The following is a 23,800-nucleotide window of genomic DNA, read 5'->3' on the forward strand; positions in this document are numbered from 1 at the left end:
AACTCGCGACCCCGACCTTGGCAAGGTCGTGCTCTACCAACTGAGCTATTCCCGCGTTACTGCTTTTTTTGCCATATTTTGATGGCGTCGTAATTTGCATTTCTGCGTCGTTACGGGAGGCGCATTATACGAGAATTCGATGCCCCTGCAACCCCCTGACGATCACTTTTTTGCGTTTTTTGTTTAAATGAACATTTTCTCGCCACCCACGCCGCTGAATTGTATAAATAAGCGTCATAACGGGCAAAATTGCTTTTTCCGCCCGGCTGAATGACGCAAAATCGCTCGCATCATAGTGCGGTGGCGCGACGTATAACGTGGCCACCACGACGCCAAACAGGGAATTAGCATGAGAAAAGTCCTCACCGTCCTGCTGCTGAGCACGCTGGCCATCGGAACCGCGTCAGCCGAGACGCTCCATTTTGGCACTACCACGGCCAATCCGCCGTTTGTCACCACCAACGGCAAAAATCAGCCCGTCGGCTTCGATATCGATCTCGCTCACGCCCTGTGCCAGCAGATGCAGGCGCAGTGCCAGTTTACGGCGCAGCGTTTCGATACCCTGATCCCGGCATTGCGCTTTAAGAAGTTTGATGCGGTGATTGCCGGTATGGAAGTGATCCCAATGCGCGAGAAGCAGGTCGCCTTTAGCCGCCCCTATCGCCAGGCCCTCTCCGGGGTGGTGATCGTCAATAAAGATGTCGCCCATACCTTTGCCGATTTGAAAGCCAAAAAAATCGGCGTGGTGAAAGGCACGCTGCACCAGCACTATCTGCGCGATAAGCAGAAGGCCGTGCAGGCGATCCCTTACGACGACGTCGCCAGCGCTTTAGCCGCGCTGAAAGCCGGCGAAATAACCGGCGTCATGAGCGACTTCGCCACCCTTGACGCCTGGCAACAAGAGAACCCTGACTACGCCATCATGGATGAGCGGGCCACCGACCCGGCTTATTACGGTAAGCAGTATGCGATTGCGGTGCGCAAAGACGATCCGGAGTTGCTGAATGCCATCAACGATGCCCTGACCGCGGTCATGGCGACGCCTGACTTCCAGCAGATGCAGCAAAAGTGGTTTAAATAATCAGAAAGATGTACCGGGCCGCACCAGGCCCGGTATTGGTTTACAGCTTAATGAAATGCTCGCGATAGTAGGCCAGCTCGGCAACCGACTCGCGGATATCGTCCATCGCCTGATGGGTGCCCTGCTTTTTAAAGCCGTCGAGAATTTCCGGCTTCCAGCGGCGAGCCAGCTCTTTCAGCGTGCTGACGTCCAGATAGCGGTAGTGGAAATAGGCTTCCAGTTGCGGCATGTACTTAAACAGGAAGCGACGATCCTGGCCGATGCTGTTGCCGCAGATCGGCGACTTGCCCGCCGGCACCCACTGCTTAAGAAACTCAATGGTCGCCAGTTCGGCATCGTGCTCGCTGACGGCGCTGGCCTTCACGCGATCCACCAGTCCGCTGCCGGTATGCGTCCGCACATTCCACTCGTCCATTAATGCCAGCTGAGCATCCGACTGATGCACGGCGATGGTCGGCCCTTCAGCCAAAATGTTCAGGTTGGCATCGGTCACCAGGGTGGCGATTTCGATAATGCGATCGCGCTCCGGATCCAGCCCTGTCATCTCAAGATCGATCCAAATGAGGTTGTTTTCATTTGCACTCATGCTATTTTCCACCCTTCTTGCGTGACTATATTCATCTAAAATAGCGTGTATCATAGAGGTTTTGCCCCATCAGGGCGACCAGGAGCCAGTTCGATTGAGTAAAAATAAACTCTCCAAAGGCCAGCAGCGCCGCGTCAACGCCAACCACCAGCGCCGCCTGAAAACCACTGCGGAGAAGGCCGACTACGATGACAACCTGTTTGGCGAAACGTCGGAAGGCATTGTCATCAGTCGCTTTGGTATGCATGCCGACGTCGAATCCGCTGACGGTAGCGTCCATCGCTGCAACATTCGCCGGACAATCCGTTCGCTGGTCACCGGCGACCGCGTGGTCTGGCGGCCGGGTAAAGACGCCGCCGACGGCGTAAACGTCAAAGGGATCGTCGAAGCGGTGCACGAGCGCGCCTCCGTCCTGACGCGTCCGGATTTTTACGACGGCGTGAAGCCTATCGCCGCCAATATCGATCAGATCGTGGTGGTTTCCGCGATCCTGCCTGAACTGTCGCTGAATATTATCGATCGCTATCTGGTGGCCTGCGAGGCGCAGGATATCGAGCCGTTGATCGTCCTGAATAAAATCGATCTGCTGGATGACGATGGCCTGCGCTTCGTCAATGAGCAAATGGACATCTACCGCAATATCGGCTACCGCGTGCTCATGGTCTCCAGCCGGACTCAGGACGGTCTCAAGCCGCTGGAAGCGGCCCTGACCGACCGCATCAGCATTTTCGCCGGGCAGTCCGGGGTCGGTAAATCGAGTCTGCTGAATGCCCTGCTGGGGCTGAATGAGGATCAAATCCTCACCAATGATGTCTCGGACGTTTCCGGCTTAGGCCAGCACACCACCACCGCGGCGCGCCTCTACCACTTCCCGCACGGCGGCGATGTGATTGATTCGCCGGGCGTTCGTGAATTTGGCCTCTGGCATCTGGAAGCGGAACAAATCACCCATGGCTTTGTCGAATTCCATGATTATTTAGGCCATTGCAAATACCGCGACTGTAAACACGATAACGATCCTGGCTGTGCGCTTCGCGAAGCGGTAGAGAACGGCAAGATCGCCGAAAGCCGTTTTGAGAACTACCACCGCATCCTCGAAAGCATGGAGCAGGTACAGGTAAAAACGCGTAAAAACTTTTCCTCGTCCGATGACTGATCATTAAGCTGAGCATCACGTCAGGCTCTGCCAGGACGCGGTCAAACTGCGACTAACGCGGATGCCATTTGGCGAGGTTTACGTATAGAATCGTCCCCTTTTTTCAGGACCCCGCCCGCGGGCGGGGTCCTGAACGACATATCATGGCCTGGAGGCTACTTTGTTAAACGATCTTAAACTTTCACTGCAATACATTCTGCCTAAACTGTGGCTCACCCGCCTCGCAGGCTGGGGTGCGAGCAAACGCGCAGGTTGGCTGACGAAGCTGGTCATCGATCTGTTCGTGAAATACTACAAGGTCGATATGAAAGAGGCGCAGAAGCCGGATACCGCGGCTTATCGCACCTTCAACGATTTCTTTGTGCGTCCGCTGCGCGACGACGTTCGCCCGCTGAATACCGATCCCAACGTGCTGGTGATGCCGGCAGACGGCGTGATCAGCCAGCTTGGCGCCATTGAAGACGATAAAATCCTGCAGGCCAAAGGTCATGACTACAGCCTGGAAGCCCTGCTGGCCGGCAACTATCAAATGGCCGACCTGTTCCGTAACGGCAGCTTCGCCACCACCTATCTGTCGCCGCGCGACTATCACCGCGTGCACATGCCGTGCAACGGCATCCTGCGCGAAATGATCTACGTCCCTGGCGACCTGTTCTCGGTTAACCATCTGACGGCGCAGAATGTGCCTAACCTGTTCGCCCGTAACGAGCGCGTCATCTGCCTGTTTGATACTGAGTTTGGCCCGATGGCGCAAATTCTGGTGGGCGCGACTATCGTCGGCAGCATCGAGACCGTGTGGTCCGGCACCGTGACCCCGCCGCGCGAAGGCATTATTAAACGCTGGACCTGGCCCGCTGGCGACAGCGAAGGCTCCGTCGCCCTGCTGAAAGGCCAGGAGATGGGCCGCTTCAAACTGGGTTCCACCGTGATCAACCTGTTTGCCCCGGGCCAGGTGAAGCTGGTCGACTCGCTGCAAAGCCTGTCCGTGACTAAAATCGGCCAACCGCTGGCGACCGCCGTGGAAGCCAGCACCGCTGCTGAAGCCGCGCCGTTACCGGAAGAAGAGATCCGCGCCGAACACCGCGCCAGCCCGCTGGTTGACGATACACAAGACCAAGGTTAATTCTTCAGCAAAAAGGGTTATGCCGTGCGCCTGATATACACTTTCCTGTTGACCTTGAGCCTCAGTTTCGGGGCGTACGCTGCGACAGCCCCGGATGCTAAACAGATAACCCAGGAACTGGAACAGGCGAAGGCGGCAAAGCCCGCCCAGCCTGAAACCGTTGAAGTTCTGCAGTCCGCGCTGAACGCGCTTGAGGAGCAAAAATCGTCCCTCGAGCGCGCCCGTCAGTATCAGGACGTTATCGATAATTTCCCCAAACTGTTTCAAAGCCTGCGCTCCCAGCTCAACAATCTGAGCGAAGAACCGCGCCAGGTGCCAACCGGCCTGACCGCCGATGCGCTGAACCAGGAGATCCTGCAGGTCAGCAGCCAGCTGCTGGAATCGAGCCGCCAGGCGCAGCAGGAGCAGGATCGCGCGCGTGAAATCGCCGACTCCCTGAACCAGCTGCCGCAACAGCAAACCGATGCCCGTCGTCAGCTCAATGAGGTTGAGCGCCGCATCGGCACGCAAACCGGCAACAATGCTCTCGCCCAGGCGCAAAATCTTGCCCTGCAGGCGGAATCGGCGCGCCTGAAGGCGCTGGTGGATGAACTCGACCTCGCCCAGCTTTCCGCCAACAACCGCCAGGAGCTGTCGCGCGCCCGTTCCGAGCTGGCGCAAAAGCAGAGCGAACAACTGGATGCCTATCTGCAGGCGCTGCGCAATTTACAGAACAGCCAGCGCCAGCGGGAGGCGGAAAAGGCGCTGGAGAGCACCGAACTGCTGGCGGAGAACAGTGAAAACCTGCCGCCGGACATCACCGCGCAGTTCAAGGTCAACCGGGAGCTCTCCCAGGCGCTGAACCAGCAGGCGCAGCGCATGGATCTGGTGGCCTCCCAGCAGCGGCAGGCGACGAATCAAACGCTGCAGGTGCGCCAGGCGTTAAACACCCTGCGCGAGCAATCGCAGTGGCTGGGCTCTTCCAACCTGCTGGGTGAAGCCTTACGCGCCCAGGTGGCGCGACTGCCGGAACGCCCTCGCCCACAGCAGCTGGATACGGAAATGGCACAGTTGCGCGTGCAGCGTCTGCGCTTTGAAGATTTACTCAGTAAGCAACCACAGCTGCGGCAGATCCGTCAGGCCGACGGCCAACCGCTGACCAGCGAGCAGAACAAGATCCTGCAGGCGCAGCTGCGCACGCAGAACGAGCTGCTGAACTCGCTGCTGCGCGGCGGCGATACTCTGATGCTGGAGCTCACTAAGCTGAAGGTCGCCAACGGCCAGCTGGAAGACGCGCTGAAAGAGATCAACGAAGCGACCCACCGCTATCTGTTCTGGACTTCGGACGTCAGCCCCATCGGCTTCTCCTGGCCGCTGGAGATTGTCCAGGATCTACGGCGTCTGATCTCCCTGGATACCATCAGCGAGCTGGGCAAAGCCAGCGCGATGATGCTCACCAGCAAAGAGACCTTGCTGCCGCTGTTTGCCGCCCTGCTGCTGGTCGGCTTTAGCATCAGCTCCCGACGCCATTTCACCCGCTTCCTTGAGCGCTCCAGCGCCCGGGTGGGGAAAGTCACCCAGGATCACTTCTGGCTGACGCTGCGCACGGTCTTCTGGTCGATACTGGTGGCCTCGCCGCTGCCGGTGCTGTGGATGACGCTCGGCTATGGCCTGCAGTCCGCCTGGCCCTTCCCGCTGGCGGTGGCGATAGGCGATGGGGTCACGGCGACCGTGCCTTTGCTGTGGGTGGTGATGATCTGCGCCACCTTCGCCCGGCCAAACGGGCTGTTTATCGCCCACTTCGGCTGGCCGCGTAACCGCGTGGCGAAAGCGATGCGCTACTACCTGATGAGCATCGGGCTGATTGTGCCGCTGATTATGGCGCTGATCATGTTTGATAATCTTAACGACCGCGAGTTCTCCGCTTCGCTGGGCCGCCTGTGCTTCCTGTTGATCTGCGGCGCGCTGGCGGTGGTTACCCTGAGCCTTAAGCACGCCGGTATTCCGCTCTATCTGGATAAAGAGGGGAATGGCGACAATATGGTGAACCGCCTGCTGTGGAACCTGATGCTTGGCGCCCCGCTGGTGGCCATGCTGGCGGCCGCCGTCGGCTACCTCGCCACCGCCCAGGCGCTGCTTGCGCGTCTGGAAACCTCGGTCGCCATCTGGTTCCTGCTGCTGGTGGTCTATCACATCATCCGCCGCTGGATGCTGATCCAGCGCCGCCGGCTGGCCTTCGACCGGGCCCGCCACCGTCGCGCGGAAATTCTCGCCCAGCGCGCCCGCGGCGAAGATGAGCCCGTTCACGTCAGCAGTCCGGAGGGGTCGGTGGAGACGGAGGTCAGCGAGGTCGATCTCGATGCCATCAGTACCCAGTCGCTGCGGCTTGTGCGTTCCTTGCTGATGCTGATCGCGCTGCTGTCGGTCATCGTGCTGTGGTCGGAAATTCACTCGGCGTTTGGCTTCCTTGAGAATATCTCGCTGTGGGACGTGACCTCGACGGTACAAGGGGTGGAAAGCCTTGAGCCGATCACGCTTGGCGCGGTGTTGATTGCCATTCTGGTGCTGATCATCACCACTCAGCTGGTGCGCAACCTGCCCGCGCTGCTGGAGCTGGCGATCCTCCAGCATCTCGATTTAACGCCCGGCACCGGCTACGCCATCACCACCATCACCAAATATCTGCTGATGCTCGTCGGCGGGCTGGTGGGCTTCTCGATGATCGGTATTGAGTGGTCGAAGCTGCAGTGGCTGGTCGCCGCGCTGGGTGTGGGTCTCGGGTTTGGCCTGCAGGAGATCTTCGCCAACTTTATCTCCGGCCTGATTATCCTGTTTGAGAAGCCGATCCGCATCGGCGATACAGTCACCATTCGCGACCTGACGGGCAGCGTCACCCGCATTAATACCCGTGCGACCACCATCAGTGACTGGGACCGGAAAGAGATTATCGTGCCGAACAAGGCGTTCATCACCGAACAGTTTATCAACTGGTCGCTGTCAGACTCAGTCACCCGCGTGGTGCTGACGGTGCCGGCACCCGTGGATGCCGATACCGACGAGGTCACGAAAATTCTCATTGCCGCGGCGCATCGCTGCTCGCTGGTCATCGATACCCCGGCGCCGGAAGCGTTTCTCGTCGACCTGCAGCAGGGGATCCAGATTTTCGAGCTGCGTATTTTTGCCGCGGAGATGGGGCATCGCATGCCGCTGCGCCATGAGATGCATCAGCTGATCCTGGCGGGCTTCCGCGAGCATGGCATTGATATGCCGTTCCCTCCGTTCCAGATGCGTCTGGAAAGTATCGACGGCAGGCAAAGCAGTAAAACCATGACCTCGGCCGGAAAAACCAGCCGCCGTACGGCTGGTAGCCTGTAAACCATCCCCTGCCCGGCGGCACCGCCGGGCAGGTTCTTTAACTCTCCATCACCAGCGCGCCGGACGCCATGCGCCGACGGTAGCTTTCGTAGATCCCCAGCGCCAGCAGTGAGAAGAAGATCGGCCCACCGACCATCCACAGGGTACTGTTCCAGTCCCCGCTGTCGATGACGGGTTGGATAATGGTGAAGATATTGGCGAAGGTCACCACCAGCAGCACCACGCCGGTCGCCAGCAGCGTCGACGAACGGTTTTTGAAGATCACGAACGGCCGGTCAAGATGCATTTTCGCCTTGAAGAACGGGAAGGCGATGGTCAGGAATAGATAGGGCAAGGTCATGGAGACATTGGCCATCAGCGTCAGCTTGTTATAAAACGCGGAAGCGCTATCCCCACCGAACGATACCAGTACGATAAACACCCCGACCAGCAGACACTGCAGCCACATCGCCGCGGCGGGCATGCCGTTGACGTTGAGACGGGTCATCACCGACGGCCAGAGCGCTTTTGGCGTGCCCTGGATAATCGCTTTCAGGGGAGAATAGCTGAGGGTGAAGAACGCGCCGGTGTAAGCGAGAAACATCGACAGGCCCGTAATACGGGCGAACCAGACTCCGGTCAGGGCCGCCGACTCTGGCGTCAGGTGCAGAGCCTGGCCGAGCGTCGTCCCAAGGCTGGTCATCAGCACATAGGTGATGTTGCCGAGGTTGGTCGAACGCGCGCCAAGCACCTGCTGCCAGTTGGCGCTCACGCCCCACAGCACAATCGCCAGCGAGTAACCGACCGAGATAACGATCGCCGCGATGATAATACCTTTGGCAAAGTTCTTTTCCGGCTTATCAGTCTTATCCACTAAGCCGCCGACCGCCTCAATTCCGCCATAGGCAAAGATGGCAAATACCACAAACGACAGCATCGCCATGCCCGACTGATACCCGGGATTAGGTGAAAGGGTGAAGTTTAACGGTTGGGCGAAATGGCCGCCGTTGAGCAGGAGGATCGCCCCACTCACCAGCAGTAGCACCAGGTTAAGCCCCATCACCGCGATGCCGCCGACGGCGGTGATTTTGGCGATTTTATTGATCCCTTTGACGGCAATAAAGGTCACGACACCCATCCAGCAGGCTGCCAGAATGCCCACCGTCTGCGTCGGGGTCAGGCTAGCCAGCGCCCAGGTCTGGGTTTTGTCCGCGCCAAACAAAAAGGTGGATAACGGCACCCAAATTTTAGCCGCCGTACTCACCATCCACACCACGTACGACGCAAACCACATAAAGGTGCCGATGAAAGCAAAGCGCGGCCCGACGCTGTGGTTCATCCAGGAATAGATCCCGCCCTCTTCGCGACGATAAGCCGATCCCATCTCCGCCATCATCAGCGCGAACGGAATAAAGAAAAAGAGGGCGGAAAAAAGATAAAACGGCATCGCGCTGTAGCCCATCAGATAAAACGCCGACGGGCTGTTGGCAAAGCCAAACACCGAAGTGAAGATCATCAGAATCAGCCCAATCAGGCTCATCTTCTTGAATTGTTGATGCATAAATCTATCCAAACGTGGGCATCACCCAACAGGCAACGCCTGGCCTCAAAAAATGAGCGCGGATAGTAGCAAAAGCACGGAAGGAGATTGTGGGTATTCGGGCGAAAACCGGGATAGCGTGAGGGAGGATCGGTCAGGGCGGGTCTGTCACCTCCCCCGCTCTAAGGCGGCAGGAGGTGACAGCGCCATCAGGCGCGGTCGACCGTAAAGGCGATCACCTCGCCGATGCTTTCGGCACCCAGCGCCAGCATCACCACACGGTCAACGCCCAGCGCCACGCCGGAGCAGTCCGGCAGGCCCGCCTCTAGTGCCGCCAGCAGGTTGTTATCGATAGGCTGCTGCGGAAGGCCGCGCGCGGCGCGTTTGCGGTTGTCCTGCTCGAATCGCAGACGCTGTTCGCGGGCATCGGTCAGCTCGTGGAAACCATTCGCCAGCTCAATACCTTTGTAGTAAACCTCGAAGCGCTCAGCGACCCGATGATCTTCCGGGCTGATCTGCGCTAACGAGGCCTGGGTGGCCGGGAAATGATAGATAAACGTCGGCCGATCTTTGCCGATGTGCGGCTCCACGCCCATGGTGAACAACAGTTGCAGCAGCGTGTCGCGATCTTCTTCAGTATCGGCGATATTGCTTAAATCCAGCTTCGCCGCGACTTCACGCAACTGCGTTTTATCAGCAGAGAGCGGATCAATATCCAGATGACGCTGGAACGCCTGCTGATAGGAGAGGCTTTCCGCTGGCTGACACTCCAGAACCTGCTGCAGCAGGTCGTCCACCTCGTTGATCAGGCGATACATGTCATAGCACGGACGATACCACTCCAGCATGGTGAATTCCGGGTTGTGATGCCGGCCCATCTCTTCATTACGAAAGCTGCGACACAACTGGAAAACCGGACCGCAGCCCGCCGCCAGCAGGCGCTTCATATGGTATTCCGGACTGGTCATCAGGTACAGATTGAGTCCCTGTGAATGGCCCGGGCCGACGAAACGGGTTTCGAACGGGAACAAATGAATATCCGTTACCGTCGCCTGACTCATGCAAGGCGTCTCCACCTCCAGCACGCCGCGATCGGTAAAGAAACGGCGGATTTCCGCCATCACCGCCGCGCGTTTCAACAGATTGGGAATGGGTGCGCTCGGCTGCCAGGTTGCCGTCTCGCTCATGGTACTTTCTCCGATTGCAAATTAAGGGCACGAAGTCTACTCGCAACCGGCGAGTGAAACAAATTTTGTGCAATCCCCGGCAGATTACATGCCATTAATCTATCGTTAACCTGAATGCATAAATATCACTGATAAATAACCGCACATATCGATAAAAAAATCGAACACGTCAATTTTCCTTACTGACCCTACGGCTATACTCCTGTACCTATAAAGGAGCAGTGATACTTTTTCGCCAGCCCGGCGGCGAAATACACTAAAACTGGAGGAATGTCGTGCAAACTTTTCAAGCCGATCTCGCCGTAATTGGTGCTGGCGGAGCAGGCCTACGCGCCGCTATCGCCGCCGCCCAGGCCAACCCCAATGCCAAAATCGCCCTGATTTCTAAAGTCTATCCGATGCGCAGCCATACGGTCGCTGCAGAAGGGGGGTCCGCAGCCGTTGCCCAGGATCACGATAGCTTTGAGTACCATTTTCACGACACCGTCGCCGGAGGCGACTGGCTGTGCGAGCAGGATGTCGTCGACTATTTCGTTCATCACTGCCCAACGGAAATGACCCAGCTGGAACAGTGGGGATGCCCGTGGAGCCGCCGCCCCGACGGCAGCGTCAACGTCCGGCGCTTCGGTGGGATGAAAATCGAACGCACCTGGTTTGCCGCCGATAAAACCGGCTTCCACATGCTGCATACTCTCTTCCAGACCTCCCTTCAGTTTCCCCAAATTCAGCGCTTTGATGAACATTTCGTCCTTGACCTGCTGGTCGATGACGGGCAGGCCCGCGGCCTGGTAGCGATGAATATGATGGAAGGCACCCTGGTGCAGATCCGCGCTAACGCGGTCGTGCTGGCTACCGGCGGCGCCGGGCGCGTCTATCGCTACAACACCAACGGCGGCATCGTTACTGGTGATGGTATGGGTATGGCGCTGGGCCATGGCGTGCCGCTGCGCGATATGGAATTTGTTCAGTATCACCCGACCGGCCTGCCGGGCTCCGGGATCCTGATGACCGAAGGCTGCCGCGGTGAAGGCGGGATTCTGGTCAACAAAAACGGCTATCGCTACCTGCAGGATTACGGCATGGGCCCGGAAACCCCGCTCGGCGAACCGAAGAACAAATATATGGAGCTGGGTCCACGCGACAAAGTGTCCCAGGCCTTCTGGCACGAATGGCGGAAAGGGAACACCATCCCGACGCCGCGCGGCGACGTGGTCTACCTCGATCTCCGCCACCTCGGCGAGAAAAAACTGCTGGAGCGTCTGCCGTTTATCTGTGAACTGGCGAAAGCCTACGTCGGCGTCGATCCGGTGAAAGAGCCGATCCCGGTGCGCCCGACCGCGCACTACACCATGGGTGGTATCGAAACCGATCAGCAGTGCGAAACCCGGATCAAAGGGCTGTTTGCCGTGGGCGAATGCTCGTCCGTCGGTCTGCACGGCGCCAACCGTCTAGGTTCCAACTCGCTGGCCGAGCTGGTGGTCTTCGGCCGCCTGGCCGGGGAACAGGCTATGCAGCGCGCCGCACAGACGACTGAGGCAAATAGTGCCGCACTGGATGCACAGGCCGCCGATGTAGAGCAACGGCTGAAAAATCTCGTTAACCAGGAAGGTAACGAAAACTGGGCGAAAATCCGCGACGAAATGGGGCTGTCGATGGAGGAAGGCTGCGGCATCTACCGTACGCCGGAGCTGATGCAGAAAACTATCGATAAGCTGGCTGAGCTGCAGGAGCGCTTCAAGCGCGTGCGCATTACCGACAACTCCAGCGTGTTCAACACCGACCTGCTGTACACCATTGAACTGGGACACGGCCTGAACGTTGCCGAATGTATGGCGCACTCGGCCATCGCCCGAAAAGAATCGCGCGGTGCGCACCAGCGTCTGGATGAGGGCTGTACCGAGCGCGACGACGTCAACTTCCTCAAGCACACCCTCGCCTTCCGCGAGGCCGATGGCACCACCCGTCTGGAATATGGCGACGTGAAGATCACCACGCTGCCACCGGCAAAACGTGTCTATGGCGCCGAAGCGGAAGCGGCTGAGAAGAAGGAGACCACCCATGGCTGAGATGAAAAACCTGAAAGTCGAAGTGGTGCGCTACAACCCGGAGGTCGACACCGCACCGCATAGCGCATTCTATGACGTGCCCTATGATGAGCAGACCTCGCTGCTGGACGCCCTGGGCTACATCAAAGACAACCTGGCGCCAGACCTGAGCTACCGCTGGTCCTGCCGGATGGCGATCTGCGGCTCCTGCGGCATGATGGTCAACAAGGTGCCGAAGCTGGCCTGCAAAACTTTCCTGCGCGATTACACCAAAGGCATCAAAGTTGAGGCGCTGGCCAACTTCCCGATCGAACGCGATCTGGTGGTGGATATGACCCACTTTATCGAAAGTCTGGAGGCCATTAAGCCGTATATCATCGGCAATAACCGCACGCCGGACCAGGGGCCAAACAAGCAGACGCCAGCCCAGATGGCCAAATACCATCAGTTCTCCGGCTGCATCAACTGCGGTCTGTGCTATGCCGCCTGTCCGCAGTTCGGCCTGAACCCGGAATTTATCGGCCCGGCGGCGATCACCCTCGCCCACCGCTACAACGAAGACAGCCGCGACCACGGTAAAAAGGAACGTATGGCGCAGCTTAACGGCCAGAACGGCGTCTGGACCTGTACTTTCGTGGGCTACTGCTCGGAAGTGTGTCCGAAGCACGTCGACCCGGCGGCCGCGATCCAGCAGGGCAAGGTGGAAAGCTCGAAAGACTTTCTTATCGCCACCCTGAAACCACGCTAAGGAGTGCATTATGACGACGAAACGCAAACCCTACGTGCGGCCAATGACCTCCACCTGGTGGAAAAAGCTGCCGTTTTATCGCTTCTACATGGTGCGGGAAGGGACAGCGGTACCGACGGTATGGTTTAGCATTGTGCTGATTTACGGGCTGTTTGCCCTCAAGCACGGCGCCGAAAGCTGGGCGGGATATATCGGATTCCTGCAAAACCCGGTGGTGGTGATCCTCAACCTGATTACCCTGGCGGCAGCGCTGCTGCATACCAAAACCTGGTTTGAGCTGGCGCCGAAAGCCGCCAACGTCATCATCAAAGGCGAAAAAATGGGGCCAGAGCCGGTCATTAAAGGGCTCTGGGTGGTAACGGCGGTGGTCACTGTGGTGATCCTGTTTGTGGCCCTGTTCTGGTAAGGAGGCTGAGATGATTAATCCCAATCCGAAACGTTCCGATGAACCCGTATTCTGGGGGCTGTTTGGCGCAGGCGGCATGTGGGGCGCGATCGTCGCGCCGGTGATGGTGCTGCTGGTCGGCATCTTGCTGCCGCTGGGGCTCGCCCCGGCAGACGCCTTCAGCTATGAGCGCGTGCTGGCTTTTGCCCAAAGCTTTATCGGCCGCGCATTCATCTTTCTGATGATTGTTCTGCCGCTGTGGTGCGGTCTACACCGTATTCACCACGCCATGCACGACCTGAAAATCCATGTACCCAACGGTAAGTGGGTCTTCTACGGCCTGGCGGCAATCCTCAGCGTCATCACCCTCGTTGGCGTACTGTTTATCTGATCCTGCAAGAGCCCGGTCGCATTTCTGCTACCGGGCTCGCTTCATGTAAAAATCTTGCCGCCTTTTCCCTGCTGGACTCTACACTTAGCTTAAAAGCCAGCAAGGAGCATGCCATGCGTATCCTGCCGATAATCACCGCGATTGCCGTCTCGTTCCTGTCTGTCGCCTGCAGCACGCCCACCCCGCCGCCGGGCGTCACCGTGGTCACTCCCTTCGACGTTCAGCGCTATCTGGGTACCTGGTATGAAATCGCCCGCTTTGACCACCCTTTTGAAAGCGGGCTGGAAAAGGTCACTATCGCCTGGCACCCACGCGATGACGGCGGCCTGGACGTGGTCAATAAAGGCTATAACCCCGACCGCGGTATGTGGCAGAAAACGGACGGAGTGGCGTACTTTACCGGGGAGCCCAGCCGCGCCGCGCTGAAGATCTCCTTCTTCGGCCCTTTCTACGGCAGCTATAACGTCATTGCGCTGGATAAGGAGTATCGTTACGCGCTGGTCTGCGGACCCGATCGCGACTATCTCTGGTTACTGGCGCGGGCACCCACCATCGCTCCGGAGGTCAGGCAGCAGATGCTGGATATTGCTACCCGGCAGGGCTTTGATGTCAGCAAACTGATCTGGGTCAATCAGCGCTACAACTAGTGCGCGCTAATCTTCAGGCCAATGATGCCGACCACGATGCAGGCGAGACTGGCGATACGCATAGCGCTGGCGGATTCACCCAACAGCACAATACCGGTCACGGCGGCGCCCACAGCGCCGATTCCGGTCCAGACGGCGTAAGCAGTTCCCACCGGCAGGGTTTTCATCGCCCACGAAAGCAGCGCCATGCTGACGACCATCGCCACGATGGTGATGACGCTGGGAACCAGCCGGCTAAAGCCATGGGTATATTTCAGGCCGACGGCCCATACCACTTCCAGCAGACCAGCGATAAATAAGACTATCCAGGACATAAGGCTCCTTTGCTGGGGCCGTCCCCGGATGAGAAACGCTTACGGGTCGTCCCGTAAGGTGGATGAAAAGTCGCAGTGAGTATATCCAACAGGATGGGGGAAGTGAAGAACGGTACGGCGTAAAACCGTACCGTCGACGGCGTTATTGCTGAGCTTTGGTTGCCGCACCAGAGATTGCGCTGCCGCCTTCTGAAATATCCTGACCCACTCCGCGCGTAGTGTTACAAGCAGTCAGTGCTGAAGAGAGGACCAAAACCGTAAAGAACGCTGCAATCGTTTTTTTCACCATAATGTCATCCTTAGTGTCAGTTTTGTTTTCATGCCCTATAAGCATAGACAAACCGTCCACAGATGAAGGGATCTTTGCGATTTTTAAGAGAAAAGGAATATTCGTGGAGGAAGCTGGTGCGCCAGGAGGCAACCGCCACTAGCAAAACGGAAGGAAATTTAGCTCACGGCGTGAGAGATGGCGTGGCCCAGGCCCTGAATATCTTCACCCACTCCGCGGGCGGTGTTGCAGCCAGCCAGTAACGCGCTGCTCAGAAACAGTAACACCAGAAGTTTTACGCTGCGCTTCATGTCTCGTGTTCGTCGTACCTGTGCGTAAAGAGCGGCGCAGCACGGAGGCTGCGCCAGTCAACATGGCGCGAAATTATTTCACGCGGGATACGTATTCGCCAGAGCGAGTATCCACTTTGATCACTTCGCCAATCTGGACGAACAGCGGAACTTTAACCACGGCGCCAGTAGACAGGGTCGCTGGTTTACCGCCGGTACCCGCGGTGTCGCCTTTCAGACCTGGATCGGTTTCAATGATTTCCAGCTCAACGAAGTTCGGCGGGGTGACCGCGATCGGCTGGCCGTTCCACAGGGTCACGATGCACTCAGCCTGATCCAGCAGCCATTTAGCGTTGTCACCGATCGCTTTCGCGTCAGCAGACAGCTGTTCGAAAGTTTCGTTGTTCATGAAGTGCCAGAACTCACCGTCGTTGTACAGGTAAGTCAGGTTCATATCGACAACGTCCGCGCCTTCTGCCGAATCGGTAGATTTGAAGGTTTTCTCAACACGGGTGCCAGTCAGCAGGCGGCGCAGTTTAACGCGCGCAAACGCCTGGCCTTTACCTGGTTTAACGAATTCGCTGGCTTCTACCGCATAAGGTTCGCCATCTAACATGATTTTAAGACCAGCACGAAAATCGTTGCTATAGTAAGTCGCCATAAGGCCCTCTGAAATTGTTTAACTGGTAGCTAAGCCACAAAATGGCGCATATTGTAACCCTAAATACCCCATCCAGAGAAGATTGGATAACGCAACTTGCCAATGTTGTGACCAGTCCTGATGAACTGCTGCGTCTTTTAAATGTAGACGCTGATGAAAAACTGCTGGCCGGACGCGAGGCCAGACGCCTGTTCCCGCTGCGCGTCCCGCGCGCGTTTATCGCCCGCATGGAGAAAGGCAACCCTAACGATCCGCTGCTTCGTCAGGTACTTACCGCCGAGGAAGAGTTTATCGTCGCCCCCGGATACTCCACCGATCCGCTGGAAGAACAGCACAGCGTGGTGCCCGGCTTGTTGCACAAATATCACAACCGGGCACTGCTACTGGTGAAAGGCGGTTGTGCGGTAAATTGTCGTTACTGCTTCCGCCGCCACTTCCCATACGCCGAAAATCAGGGCACCAGGCGCAACTGGCAGACGGCAATGGACTACATCGCAGCGCATCCGCAGCTTGATGAAATCATCTTCTCCGGCGGCGACCCGCTGATGGCAAAGGACCATGAGCTTGACTGGCTGATGACCCAGCTGGAAGCTATTCCGCACGTTAAGCGTCTGCGTATTCACAGCCGCCTGCCAATTGTGATCCCGGCGCGCATCACCGAGACGCTGGCCAGCCGCTTCCAGCGTTCGTCGCTGCAGGTAATCCTGGTTAACCACGTCAACCACGCCAATGAAATTGACGATGAGTTCCGCGCGGCGATGGCCATGCTGCGTCAGGCGGGCGTCACGTTGCTCAACCAGAGCGTGCTGCTGCGCGGGGTGAACGACAACGCGCAAACCCTGGCCGACCTCAGCAATGCGCTGTTTGACGCCGGGGTAATGCCCTACTACCTGCACGTGCTGGATCGGGTGCAAGGGGCGGCGCACTTCATGGTTAGCGATGATGAAGCCCGTGAAATCATGCGTGAACTATTGACCCTCATCTCCGGCTACATGGTGCCGAAGCTGGCGCGCGAGATCGGCGGGGAACCCAGCAAGACGCCGCTGGATTTAGGGCTGAAGCAGCGATAAACGTCAGATTCCCTTGTCTGCCAGGACGCTCTGGCAGACAAACCATGTGAAGCCATTTCTTGCCAGAGGATTAGGTAAACAGCTATCAGCTGTCAGCTGTCAGCTGTCAGCTATCGCATTACGTGATAACCCCCTATTGCGACAAGCTAACGGTGAAGCACCACCAGCACCACGATATTAATCACAATCATCACTACAATCAGCGCGATTAACCAGGTGGGCATTTTAAAAGTTACCTGTAATCGTTCCGATTGTTTTTCTGGTATCTCCACTTTATTCTCTATCAACTCATTGCCCTGAATCGCTAAGCTTTCTGTTAATGGAATAACTACGTGATCGTCAGAATGACCTTTGCTCTCGGCAGTAACGTCGGCAACCTTATTATTTTGATAATGCGTTAATGTCGCCCGATTCATATTCTCGCACTCTTCATCAGAGAGAGGGATGATCAGGGTATCTGGCGCGACGCTAAACCCTTTTTGCCTGACGGTGATAATGATATCCGCCGACAGCCCCGCTTTGAGCAATGATTTTCGCAGCAAAGAGATATTTTGATAGAACGTATTTTGTGACACCACCACTCCCCGGGTTTCCCAAACAGCAGCCAGAAATTCATCCCGCGAAATCACTTTACCGCTATTCTGCAAGAGTAACAGCAAGCATCTGGCAGTGGGCGCATTGAGGCTGACACACTCTCCGTCACCTGAAAGCGGCCGCAGCTCATTCATATTTGCATTAAAGATAACTTCATGATTAATCATACACCCATTAAATAACGCAGCGTTATCCATATCCCTGCCCCACGAAAAACCATTATCCATAATAAATTCTAATTAGTTCAGCCAACATGGTCTATGAACATTATCATTTCAAAAAGGAACGAGTTTAGTTCACATTGCCCGGCGCCACACAGAATACAGGAGATAAATCAATATGCGACAGTTATCTTGTTTAGCCCCCGCATTTTCAGATTAAATTCACCTCCAATAATGGCAGCATCTCAATCTACTATAAAAGCATTAAATTCAGAGGCATTTCATAAAGAATTCACAAGCATTTTTTGCACCATGCTTTTAAATTACTCCCGCTTTCCCATGGTTCGCTATGGCAAGCGATATGGTAGCGTTGTTCAACAGGATGATTAGTCTCAGCACTATATAAAGGAATGCTGGCGCTTATTTTCAATATCAATGCGAATGCATACTCCATTCCCTTGATAACTGTTATCGACTCTACACAGGACTAAGTATCTATATATGGATTAATTAAATGAAAAAGACAATCGTAGCTGTAATGGTCGCTGCATCTGCAGTGCTGAGTGCTCAGGCAATGGCAACTAACACTGCTCAGGTAACTGTGCTGGGTGAAGTCGCTGATGCAGCTAACTCTTGCGTCGTGACTCCGACGGGTACCCTGAACAACGGTATCGTTCAGCTGATCACTGTGACCACTGCGGAAGCAAATGCTGAAGCGGCAGGTACTCTGTTCAAAACTCAGGACTTCGGTTTTAAAGTTACTGACTGCGCACAGGGCAGCGCTAACCCGGTTACTGGCCTGACTGTAAACGTTGCCGGTATCACCTCCAGCGATAAAACCATCCTGGACAACACCGCAGCTGGCGGCGCTACCGGTATCGGTATCGGTATCCAGCGTCTCAGCGATTCCCATCGCGTAGCCTTCGACGGTTCTGACACCATGACCGAAAGCTACTCTGCTACTACCGGTACTCAGCTGAAGTACACCACTGGTTATGTAAAAGTGAACTCTGCTACTCCGGTAACCGAAGGCCCGGTTAAAGGTGTTGCGACCTTTACTATCGATTACACCATCTAATTTTTCCCCAAAGGGCCCCGCTTCACGGCGGGCCCTTTTTTGCATTCAGAGAAAAAACATGTTCAGGACTTTATTAACTTTCACCGCTTCCTGTGCATTACTCCTCAGCAGTATTGCCCATGCCGGTATTGTAGTGGAATCCACCCGCTATCTGTATAAAGAAGGCGCACGTGAAATCACCGCGCAAATAGAAAATAAAGATGATATTCCCTATCTGATTAAATCCTGGGTTGAAGCGCCGGCAGGAAAAGCGCCCTCTTTTATGGCTACACCGCCGCTGTTCCGCCTTGAAGGGAAACAACAGAATACGGTTCGTCTGTTTTCTAACGGAAACGTTAATGCGCCGACCGACCGGGAATCCATGTACTATTTTAACGTCATGGCGATTCCTCCGGCAGATGATGCCAAAGCGAATAACAACACCATTCAACTAGCAGTCCGTCACCGCATGCGTCTGGTCTATCGCCCTAAAGCACTTTTCGACCTCTCCCCTAATACGGAAGCGAAAAAGCTCGAATGGCGAAAATCTGGCACTAAGCTGACGATCAAAAATCCAACGCCCTTTTTCTTCTATTTCCATAGCATCCAGATTGGCAGCAAAGAAGTGAAGCCGGAAGTCAACTCGGTCGCCCCGATGACGACTAAAGAAGTGACGTTAAAAGAAAATATTAATGCCTCCAGCATTACCTGGAAAGTTGTCAATGATTATGGCGGAGCTGGGTCGCTCTACTCCTCATCGCTGTAATAAGAATTTATTTTATCATTATAGGGATGTGTCTATGCCAAATAAGAATAATGGATTATTCAAACTATCCACCATCTTCCTTGCAATGCTTCCGGCATTGCTTTCTGGTTTGAATAATAAAGCGCAAGCACGTGACTTTTTCGATCCCTCATTCATTAGCTCATTGAATGGTAGCGATCCATCAACCACCCCTGACTTATCCGTATTTCAGACCCAGAACGCGCAGGCGCCGGGGGATTATCGGGTCGATATCATGTTTAATGGCCGCTACCTGGATACCAGGACGATAAAGTTTGTCGCCAACAATCGCGCCAGCAGCGATAACCGCGAACCCGCTCTGGTTCCCTGCCTGAGTCTAAAAGCTCTCGCGGAATATGGCGTAAGGATAAAAGCTTTTCCAGAGTTAGCCGAGGATCAAAACGGCTGTGCAAACTTTTCTGTCATTCCGGACACCAAAGCGGACTTTGACTTCACCGCCCAGCGCTTAAATATCTCTATTCCGCAGGCGGCCTTATCCACCACCGCGCAGGGATATATTCCACCGGATCAGTTTGATGATGGCATCAACGCCCTGCTGGTGAACTACCAGTTCAGCGGCTCGAACGACATGCAGGCCAATGATGAATACTACAGCCTGAACCTGCAGTCTGGCCTCAACGTTGGCCCATGGCGTATCCGCAACCTCAGCACATGGAATAAAAACAATGGCGATGCCGGGGATTGGGATTCCGCCTATCTCTATATGCAGCGCAGTATTCGCCCGATCAACAGTAACCTGGTGATGGGCGAAAGTTCATCGCTCTCAACCATCTTCGACAGCGTGCCGTTTACCGGTATTCAGCTGGCCACCGATACCACGATGTTGCCGGAAAGTATGCGCGGCTATGCGCCGATTATTCGCGGTATCGCCAAAACCAACGCCCGCGTCGTCATTAAACAGAACGGCTACCAGGTTTACCAGACCTACGTGGCACCCGGGGCATTTGAAATCACCGATATGTACCCGAGCGGCGGTAGCGGCGACCTTTACGTCAGCGTGGAAGAGTCCGACGGATCCAAGCAAGAATTTGTTGTGCCGTTCGCCACCCTACCGGTCATGGTGCGTGAAAATCAACTGGAGTATGAGATTACTTCCGGTAAATATCGTCCTTACGATGGTGGAGTCGATGATACGCCATTTACTCAGGCCACCGCGACCTATGGCGTCTCCAGCAGCCTGACGCTTTATGGCGGTATGCAGGCGGCCTCGCGCTACCAGGCGCTGTCGACGGGCCTCGGCTATAACCTGGGCGAGCTTGGCGCCGCCTCGGCAGACGTCACCCAGGCATGGTCGAAAAAGAAAGACGATGAAAAGACCTCAGGACAGTCCTGGCGGGTCCGTTATGGTAAAAACATTGTCGAAACTGGCACCAATGTCACCATCGCGGGCTACCGCTATTCCACCCGCGGCTTTAATACCCTCTCGGAGGTGCTGGATAGCTACTCTAATGACGGTAATTATACCTCTCGCTCACTGCGCAATCGCACCAACCTGACGGTTAACCAAAGCCTGGGTAAAGGCCTCGGTAGCCTGTCGATAAGCGGGTTGATTGAAGATTACTGGGACGATAAGCGAACCAACAAGTCAATTAGCGTAGGTTACAACGGCGGTTTCCGTAATGTGAACTACTATCTGGGCTACAGCTATAACCGCTACACCTGGAGCGGAAATAACTCAGGTAAGGATGCCCAGGACGATCAGCGCATCACCCTGACGGTGACGCTACCGCTGAGCAACTGGCTGCCGGGTACCTATACCAGCTATCAATTAACCAACAGCAATCCGGGATCTACCGATCAGTCGGTCTCCATTGGTGGCGTCGGGCTAGATAACGACAGCCTGGAATGGAGCCTGCAGCAAGGGTACAGCAACCGGGAATATTACAGCGGCGATATGCGTGGGACCTATAACGGTGCCCGCGGCAGCCTTAATGCCGGCTATAGCTATGACAATAACAGCCAACGTATTGACTACGGCGCCAACGGCAGCATCGTCGCTCATGCCGATGGCATTACACTTGGCCAGGACATCACTGACGCCGCCGTGCTGGTTAAAGCGCCGGGCCTGGATAACGTCAAGTTGACCAACGATAACACCATCTCCACCGACTATCGCGGTTACGCTATCGTCCCGTACGTTACACCTTATCGTCGTACCGATATCACGCTGGACAGCACCACGCTTGGCGAAGATATGGAGCTGCCGGAAACCACGCAGAGCGTCGTTCCGACGCGCGGCGCAATCGTGCGTGCTAATTATGACGGCAATATTGGCCAGCGGGCCTTTGTGCATCTGAAAACCGCCAGCGGCCAGGACGTGCCTTATGGCGCAATGGTTCTGCTCGCCGGAGATAGTAAATCGCAGCCAAGTATCGTCAGCGACGCCGGGATGGTCTATATGTCCGGCCTGCAGCAGACGGGGATCCTTAACGTCCAGTGGGGCAAAAGCGCCGCGCAGCAGTGCAATGCTTCCTTTACTTTACCAGCCAGGGAAGGCAAAGCGTCTGGCATCAGTCAAATCGAAACGGTTTGTCGCTAATATTGACCAAGGAACAATAAAGAATGAGAAAAATACTTCTTTTTTTATCCCTACTATGCTGTTGTAGCGAGGTAATTGCCAAATGCGATTATTCTGGTTCCGCTGGACAAGCAATATTTAACATAAGTCCTAAAATCGCAACAGACCCAACAATTCCGGTGGGTACAGTCCTCTATACTAAAAAAGTCGGTACCGGACATTATAAAACATTTGAGTGCAGCAAAATAATGGGAGACCAGTATATTGTTGAATCAACAGCACCGGAAGTTACCGGCGTCACGGGTATAAGGGGCAAACCAGTCTATGAAACCGGCATAGATGGAATTGGCTTTCAGTTTTCAGATCTTCTGAGCAGCAAAAATGGTTCTATTAATCCTGCTGTTGCTCAATCTACAATCGTACCTATTTTAGAATCGAATGAAGATTATAAATTTATGACGGTATGGTTAATTAAAACAAAGCAGGTCATCGATACATCCGGCACCAGTACAAACCCGGTATTTAAATTCTCAGCAGGTAACTTAAGCACCAACCCAAGGGCAGCTGACCGCCTTTTGTTAACAGCAACCCTGAAGTTCAAGACTATTTCATATAAAGATACCTCTTGCGATATTTCAGTATCAGGGCCTAGCCAAATCACCCTGAATAAAATTGAAAAAAACACATTAATGTCCATTTCTCGAGGAGGTACAACTCCATCACAAAAAACTATCAAAATGGATGTGACTTGCCCACAAGGTTCAGTTGGCAACAAGCTTTACTACTGGTTTAACCCTGTTAATGGCACCAGTTCTGCCGGGGATGGGATCATCGATAACATGATAACTGGAACCGAAGCCGCAAATAACGTTGGCGTTATCTTCAAAATTGACAACAAGCCTATAATATTTTACGACGCCGAAACTTATAGCTTCGCCAAGGCACAGGCATCACAAAACTTTACCTTCACCGCCGACTATTATCGCATGAGTGACAATAGCGCTGAAGTCTCTTCCGGTCATGTAAAAGCTATGCTTGAAGTTGTCATACAGGAAGAGTAAAAGTATAACCTCCATACCCCTACAAAAGGTGGATAATGATATCCACCTTTTTTATTTTTATGTCAACAACCAAAAAAATGTCATATATGAATGCAAGAATAAATCAATATATCTGCAGCACATCGATAATAGCTGCGTGCCACCACCTGCTGAATTAGTTACTGTTTTATGAACCTATAAATAGTTTAGATTTGATTCACTATTAACCTCTAATTTCATCAACAATTCATATTTAGTTGAGTTGATTCATACTACAGCAACGACTATCTTTTCTGCGGACCAAATTCTGGTCTGGAATGAATATATAATTTTAATTTTAGTTAAAGGACTAATCATGCACCAATTAACTGTATTTGAAATGGAAGAAATTTCTGGCGGCGCGCTGACCGATACTCTTACCGATATCGTCACCTGGGCTGCAAAAGAAATGGGTGCTGTCGCTCTGGGAGCTTCTCTGGGCGCTATTATTGGTACAGCGTACGCCGGACGTTGGGGTGGCGTAAGTGGCGGTATCTTCGGTATCGGCTCAATCGGCCAGGGTGTCGGGATGATCGCCGGGGTTATTCTCGGTGGCGTTTGCTTTGGTATTGCAGCAGGTATCGTTGGCTGGGATATGACTCTGGAGTATGCCGAGGGCATGATGAATGCTCTTTATGACGGCACTCTGAATTTCTGGAGCAACTAAGTTTACGCGCCAATGATTAGCTCAACAGTTTGTTGACAAGCATTCATTAGTAATTAAGGCCTGATGTATCGGGCCTTTTCATTTTATAATTTAA

General features: G+C 54.9%; 23 protein-coding genes. 15 read left to right on the forward strand and 8 right to left on the reverse strand.

Going from position 1 to position 23,800, the window contains the following annotated elements; translation table 11 throughout:
• The first annotated feature begins 349 nt into the window (after positions 1-349).
• Positions 350-1,081: a transporter substrate-binding domain-containing protein gene (locus tag NKJ21_RS22225; RefSeq protein WP_012543116.1), complete on the forward strand. Its 732-nt coding sequence runs from the start codon at positions 350-352 to the stop codon at positions 1,079-1,081.
• Between the two features lie 40 nt (positions 1,082-1,121).
• Here the strand turns inward: NKJ21_RS22225 and orn are convergent, their stop codons facing one another.
• The gene (orn, locus tag NKJ21_RS22230) at positions 1,122-1,667 is read right to left on the reverse strand and encodes an oligoribonuclease (protein WP_004206435.1); all 546 of its coding nucleotides are present in this window, start codon (positions 1,665-1,667) and stop codon (positions 1,122-1,124) included.
• Between the two features lie 94 nt (positions 1,668-1,761).
• On the opposite strand from orn, the gene rsgA reads away from it, so the two are divergent.
• The 3 genes from rsgA (at position 1,762) to mscM (ending at position 7,300) form a co-directional block, all read left to right on the forward strand.
• Positions 1,762-2,823 carry a small ribosomal subunit biogenesis GTPase RsgA gene (gene rsgA, locus NKJ21_RS22235; protein ID WP_008807202.1) on the forward strand — a complete coding sequence of 354 codons (1,062 nt, stop codon included), beginning with the start codon at positions 1,762-1,764 and terminating at the stop codon, positions 2,821-2,823.
• A 160-nt stretch (positions 2,824-2,983) separates the two neighbouring features.
• Positions 2,984-3,946, forward strand: coding sequence for an archaetidylserine decarboxylase (gene asd, locus NKJ21_RS22240; RefSeq protein ID WP_023323499.1), 963 nt, complete (start codon positions 2,984-2,986; stop codon positions 3,944-3,946).
• A gap of 24 nt (positions 3,947-3,970) precedes the next feature.
• Positions 3,971-7,300: a miniconductance mechanosensitive channel MscM gene (mscM, locus tag NKJ21_RS22245; protein ID WP_023323498.1), complete on the forward strand. Its 3,330-nt coding sequence runs from the start codon at positions 3,971-3,973 to the stop codon at positions 7,298-7,300.
• A 37-nt stretch (positions 7,301-7,337) separates the two neighbouring features.
• Here the strand turns inward: mscM and yjeM are convergent, their stop codons facing one another.
• Together yjeM and epmA are read right to left on the reverse strand one after the other, a co-directional pair.
• On the reverse strand, positions 7,338-8,840 hold the full coding sequence (gene yjeM / locus NKJ21_RS22250) for a glutamate/gamma-aminobutyrate family transporter YjeM (protein WP_012969119.1): 1,503 nt from the start codon (positions 8,838-8,840) through the stop codon (positions 7,338-7,340).
• 188 nt (positions 8,841-9,028) lie between these two features.
• On the reverse strand, positions 9,029-10,006 hold the full coding sequence (gene epmA / locus NKJ21_RS22255; RefSeq protein WP_008807206.1) for an elongation factor P--(R)-beta-lysine ligase: 978 nt from the start codon (positions 10,004-10,006) through the stop codon (positions 9,029-9,031).
• A 275-nt stretch (positions 10,007-10,281) separates the two neighbouring features.
• On the opposite strand from epmA, the gene frdA reads away from it, so the two are divergent.
• The 5 genes from frdA to NKJ21_RS22280 all read left to right on the forward strand — a co-directional run bounded on the left by frdA (position 10,282) and on the right by NKJ21_RS22280 (position 14,222).
• On the forward strand, positions 10,282-12,072 hold the full coding sequence (gene frdA, locus NKJ21_RS22260; RefSeq protein ID WP_008807207.1) for a fumarate reductase (quinol) flavoprotein subunit: 1,791 nt from the start codon (positions 10,282-10,284) through the stop codon (positions 12,070-12,072).
• Entirely contained in the window at positions 12,065-12,799 is a 735-nt protein-coding gene (frdB, locus tag NKJ21_RS22265) for a fumarate reductase iron-sulfur protein (RefSeq protein WP_004177729.1), read from the forward strand. The genes frdA and frdB overlap by 8 nt, the downstream gene beginning before the upstream one ends.
• Positions 12,800-12,809: 10 nt before the next feature.
• A complete protein-coding gene (gene frdC, locus NKJ21_RS22270) occupies positions 12,810-13,205 on the forward strand; it encodes a fumarate reductase subunit FrdC (RefSeq protein ID WP_002885530.1) in 396 nt (131 codons plus the stop codon).
• Between the two features lie 10 nt (positions 13,206-13,215).
• Positions 13,216-13,575 (forward strand): fumarate reductase subunit FrdD, encoded by a 360-nt coding sequence (gene frdD / locus NKJ21_RS22275; RefSeq protein ID WP_002885526.1) that lies wholly within the window; start codon positions 13,216-13,218, stop codon positions 13,573-13,575.
• A gap of 113 nt (positions 13,576-13,688) precedes the next feature.
• Positions 13,689-14,222 carry a lipocalin family protein gene (locus NKJ21_RS22280; protein WP_043875919.1) on the forward strand — a complete coding sequence of 178 codons (534 nt, stop codon included), beginning with the start codon at positions 13,689-13,691 and terminating at the stop codon, positions 14,220-14,222.
• Here the strand turns inward: NKJ21_RS22280 and sugE are convergent.
• The 4 genes from sugE to efp all read right to left on the reverse strand — a co-directional run bounded on the left by sugE (position 14,219) and on the right by efp (position 15,755).
• Positions 14,219-14,536 (reverse strand): quaternary ammonium compound efflux SMR transporter SugE, encoded by a 318-nt coding sequence (sugE, locus tag NKJ21_RS22285; protein ID WP_008807209.1) that lies wholly within the window; start codon positions 14,534-14,536, stop codon positions 14,219-14,221. The genes NKJ21_RS22280 and sugE overlap by 4 nt on opposite strands.
• A 142-nt stretch (positions 14,537-14,678) precedes the next feature.
• Positions 14,679-14,825: a lipoprotein toxin entericidin B gene (ecnB, locus tag NKJ21_RS22290; protein ID WP_004206423.1), complete on the reverse strand. Its 147-nt coding sequence runs from the start codon at positions 14,823-14,825 to the stop codon at positions 14,679-14,681.
• Between the two features lie 158 nt (positions 14,826-14,983).
• Positions 14,984-15,115 carry an entericidin A/B family lipoprotein gene (locus NKJ21_RS22295; RefSeq protein ID WP_002885511.1) on the reverse strand — a complete coding sequence of 44 codons (132 nt, stop codon included), beginning with the start codon at positions 15,113-15,115 and terminating at the stop codon, positions 14,984-14,986.
• 73 nt (positions 15,116-15,188) lie between these two features.
• The gene (gene efp, locus NKJ21_RS22300; protein ID WP_002885506.1) at positions 15,189-15,755 is read right to left on the reverse strand and encodes an elongation factor P; all 567 of its coding nucleotides are present in this window, start codon (positions 15,753-15,755) and stop codon (positions 15,189-15,191) included.
• A 41-nt stretch (positions 15,756-15,796) separates the two neighbouring features.
• Here efp and epmB point away from each other — a divergent pair, with 41 nt between their 5' ends.
• The gene (gene epmB, locus NKJ21_RS22305) at positions 15,797-16,825 is read left to right on the forward strand and encodes an EF-P beta-lysylation protein EpmB (RefSeq protein ID WP_008807210.1); all 1,029 of its coding nucleotides are present in this window, start codon (positions 15,797-15,799) and stop codon (positions 16,823-16,825) included.
• A gap of 146 nt (positions 16,826-16,971) precedes the next feature.
• Here epmB and NKJ21_RS22310 read toward each other — a convergent pair whose 3' ends face one another.
• A complete protein-coding gene (locus NKJ21_RS22310) occupies positions 16,972-17,616 on the reverse strand; it encodes a winged helix-turn-helix domain-containing protein (protein WP_022064649.1) in 645 nt (214 codons plus the stop codon).
• Positions 17,617-18,094: 478 nt separating this feature from the next.
• Between NKJ21_RS22310 and NKJ21_RS22315 the strand changes: the two genes are divergently transcribed.
• From NKJ21_RS22315 to NKJ21_RS22335, 5 genes are all read left to right on the forward strand, one after another.
• Positions 18,095-18,658 (forward strand): fimbrial protein, encoded by a 564-nt coding sequence (locus tag NKJ21_RS22315; protein ID WP_012543123.1) that lies wholly within the window; start codon positions 18,095-18,097, stop codon positions 18,656-18,658.
• A 58-nt stretch (positions 18,659-18,716) separates the two neighbouring features.
• On the forward strand, positions 18,717-19,403 hold the full coding sequence (locus NKJ21_RS22320) for a molecular chaperone (protein ID WP_016160140.1): 687 nt from the start codon (positions 18,717-18,719) through the stop codon (positions 19,401-19,403).
• 34 nt (positions 19,404-19,437) lie between these two features.
• Positions 19,438-21,981 (forward strand): fimbria/pilus outer membrane usher protein, encoded by a 2,544-nt coding sequence (locus tag NKJ21_RS22325; RefSeq protein WP_254733218.1) that lies wholly within the window; start codon positions 19,438-19,440, stop codon positions 21,979-21,981.
• A 23-nt stretch (positions 21,982-22,004) separates the two neighbouring features.
• Positions 22,005-23,021: a fimbrial protein gene (locus tag NKJ21_RS22330; protein ID WP_023323494.1), complete on the forward strand. Its 1,017-nt coding sequence runs from the start codon at positions 22,005-22,007 to the stop codon at positions 23,019-23,021.
• Between the two features lie 334 nt (positions 23,022-23,355).
• The gene (locus NKJ21_RS22335; protein ID WP_023323493.1) at positions 23,356-23,706 is read left to right on the forward strand and encodes a hypothetical protein; all 351 of its coding nucleotides are present in this window, start codon (positions 23,356-23,358) and stop codon (positions 23,704-23,706) included.
• Positions 23,707-23,800: the final 94 nt, after the last annotated feature.

Source organism: Klebsiella sp. SWET4, assembly GCF_024296565.1.
Classification (GTDB): domain Bacteria; phylum Pseudomonadota; class Gammaproteobacteria; order Enterobacterales; family Enterobacteriaceae; genus Klebsiella; species Klebsiella variicola.

Coding starts and splice junctions, on each gene's coding strand:
- frdB (WP_004177729.1), top strand. CDS start 12,065: ATGGCTGAGATGAAAAACCTGAAAGTCGAAGTGGTGCGCTACAACCCG.
- orn (WP_004206435.1), bottom strand. CDS start 1,667: ATGAGTGCAAATGAAAACAACCTCATTTGGATCGATCTTGAGATGACA.
- epmB (WP_008807210.1), top strand. CDS start 15,797: ATGGCGCATATTGTAACCCTAAATACCCCATCCAGAGAAGATTGGATA.
- NKJ21_RS22330 (WP_023323494.1), top strand. CDS start 22,005: ATGAGAAAAATACTTCTTTTTTTATCCCTACTATGCTGTTGTAGCGAG.
- ecnB (WP_004206423.1), bottom strand. CDS start 14,825: ATGGTGAAAAAAACGATTGCAGCGTTCTTTACGGTTTTGGTCCTCTCT.
- NKJ21_RS22295 (WP_002885511.1), bottom strand. CDS start 15,115: ATGAAGCGCAGCGTAAAACTTCTGGTGTTACTGTTTCTGAGCAGCGCG.
- NKJ21_RS22320 (WP_016160140.1), top strand. CDS start 18,717: ATGTTCAGGACTTTATTAACTTTCACCGCTTCCTGTGCATTACTCCTC.
- efp (WP_002885506.1), bottom strand. CDS start 15,755: ATGGCGACTTACTATAGCAACGATTTTCGTGCTGGTCTTAAAATCATG.
- NKJ21_RS22310 (WP_022064649.1), bottom strand. CDS start 17,616: ATGGATAACGCTGCGTTATTTAATGGGTGTATGATTAATCATGAAGTT.
- sugE (WP_008807209.1), bottom strand. CDS start 14,536: ATGTCCTGGATAGTCTTATTTATCGCTGGTCTGCTGGAAGTGGTATGG.
- NKJ21_RS22315 (WP_012543123.1), top strand. CDS start 18,095: ATGAAAAAGACAATCGTAGCTGTAATGGTCGCTGCATCTGCAGTGCTG.
- epmA (WP_008807206.1), bottom strand. CDS start 10,006: ATGAGCGAGACGGCAACCTGGCAGCCGAGCGCACCCATTCCCAATCTG.
- yjeM (WP_012969119.1), bottom strand. CDS start 8,840: ATGCATCAACAATTCAAGAAGATGAGCCTGATTGGGCTGATTCTGATG.
- NKJ21_RS22325 (WP_254733218.1), top strand. CDS start 19,438: ATGCCAAATAAGAATAATGGATTATTCAAACTATCCACCATCTTCCTT.
- NKJ21_RS22335 (WP_023323493.1), top strand. CDS start 23,356: ATGCACCAATTAACTGTATTTGAAATGGAAGAAATTTCTGGCGGCGCG.
- NKJ21_RS22225 (WP_012543116.1), top strand. CDS start 350: ATGAGAAAAGTCCTCACCGTCCTGCTGCTGAGCACGCTGGCCATCGGA.
- frdC (WP_002885530.1), top strand. CDS start 12,810: ATGACGACGAAACGCAAACCCTACGTGCGGCCAATGACCTCCACCTGG.
- frdD (WP_002885526.1), top strand. CDS start 13,216: ATGATTAATCCCAATCCGAAACGTTCCGATGAACCCGTATTCTGGGGG.
- NKJ21_RS22280 (WP_043875919.1), top strand. CDS start 13,689: ATGCGTATCCTGCCGATAATCACCGCGATTGCCGTCTCGTTCCTGTCT.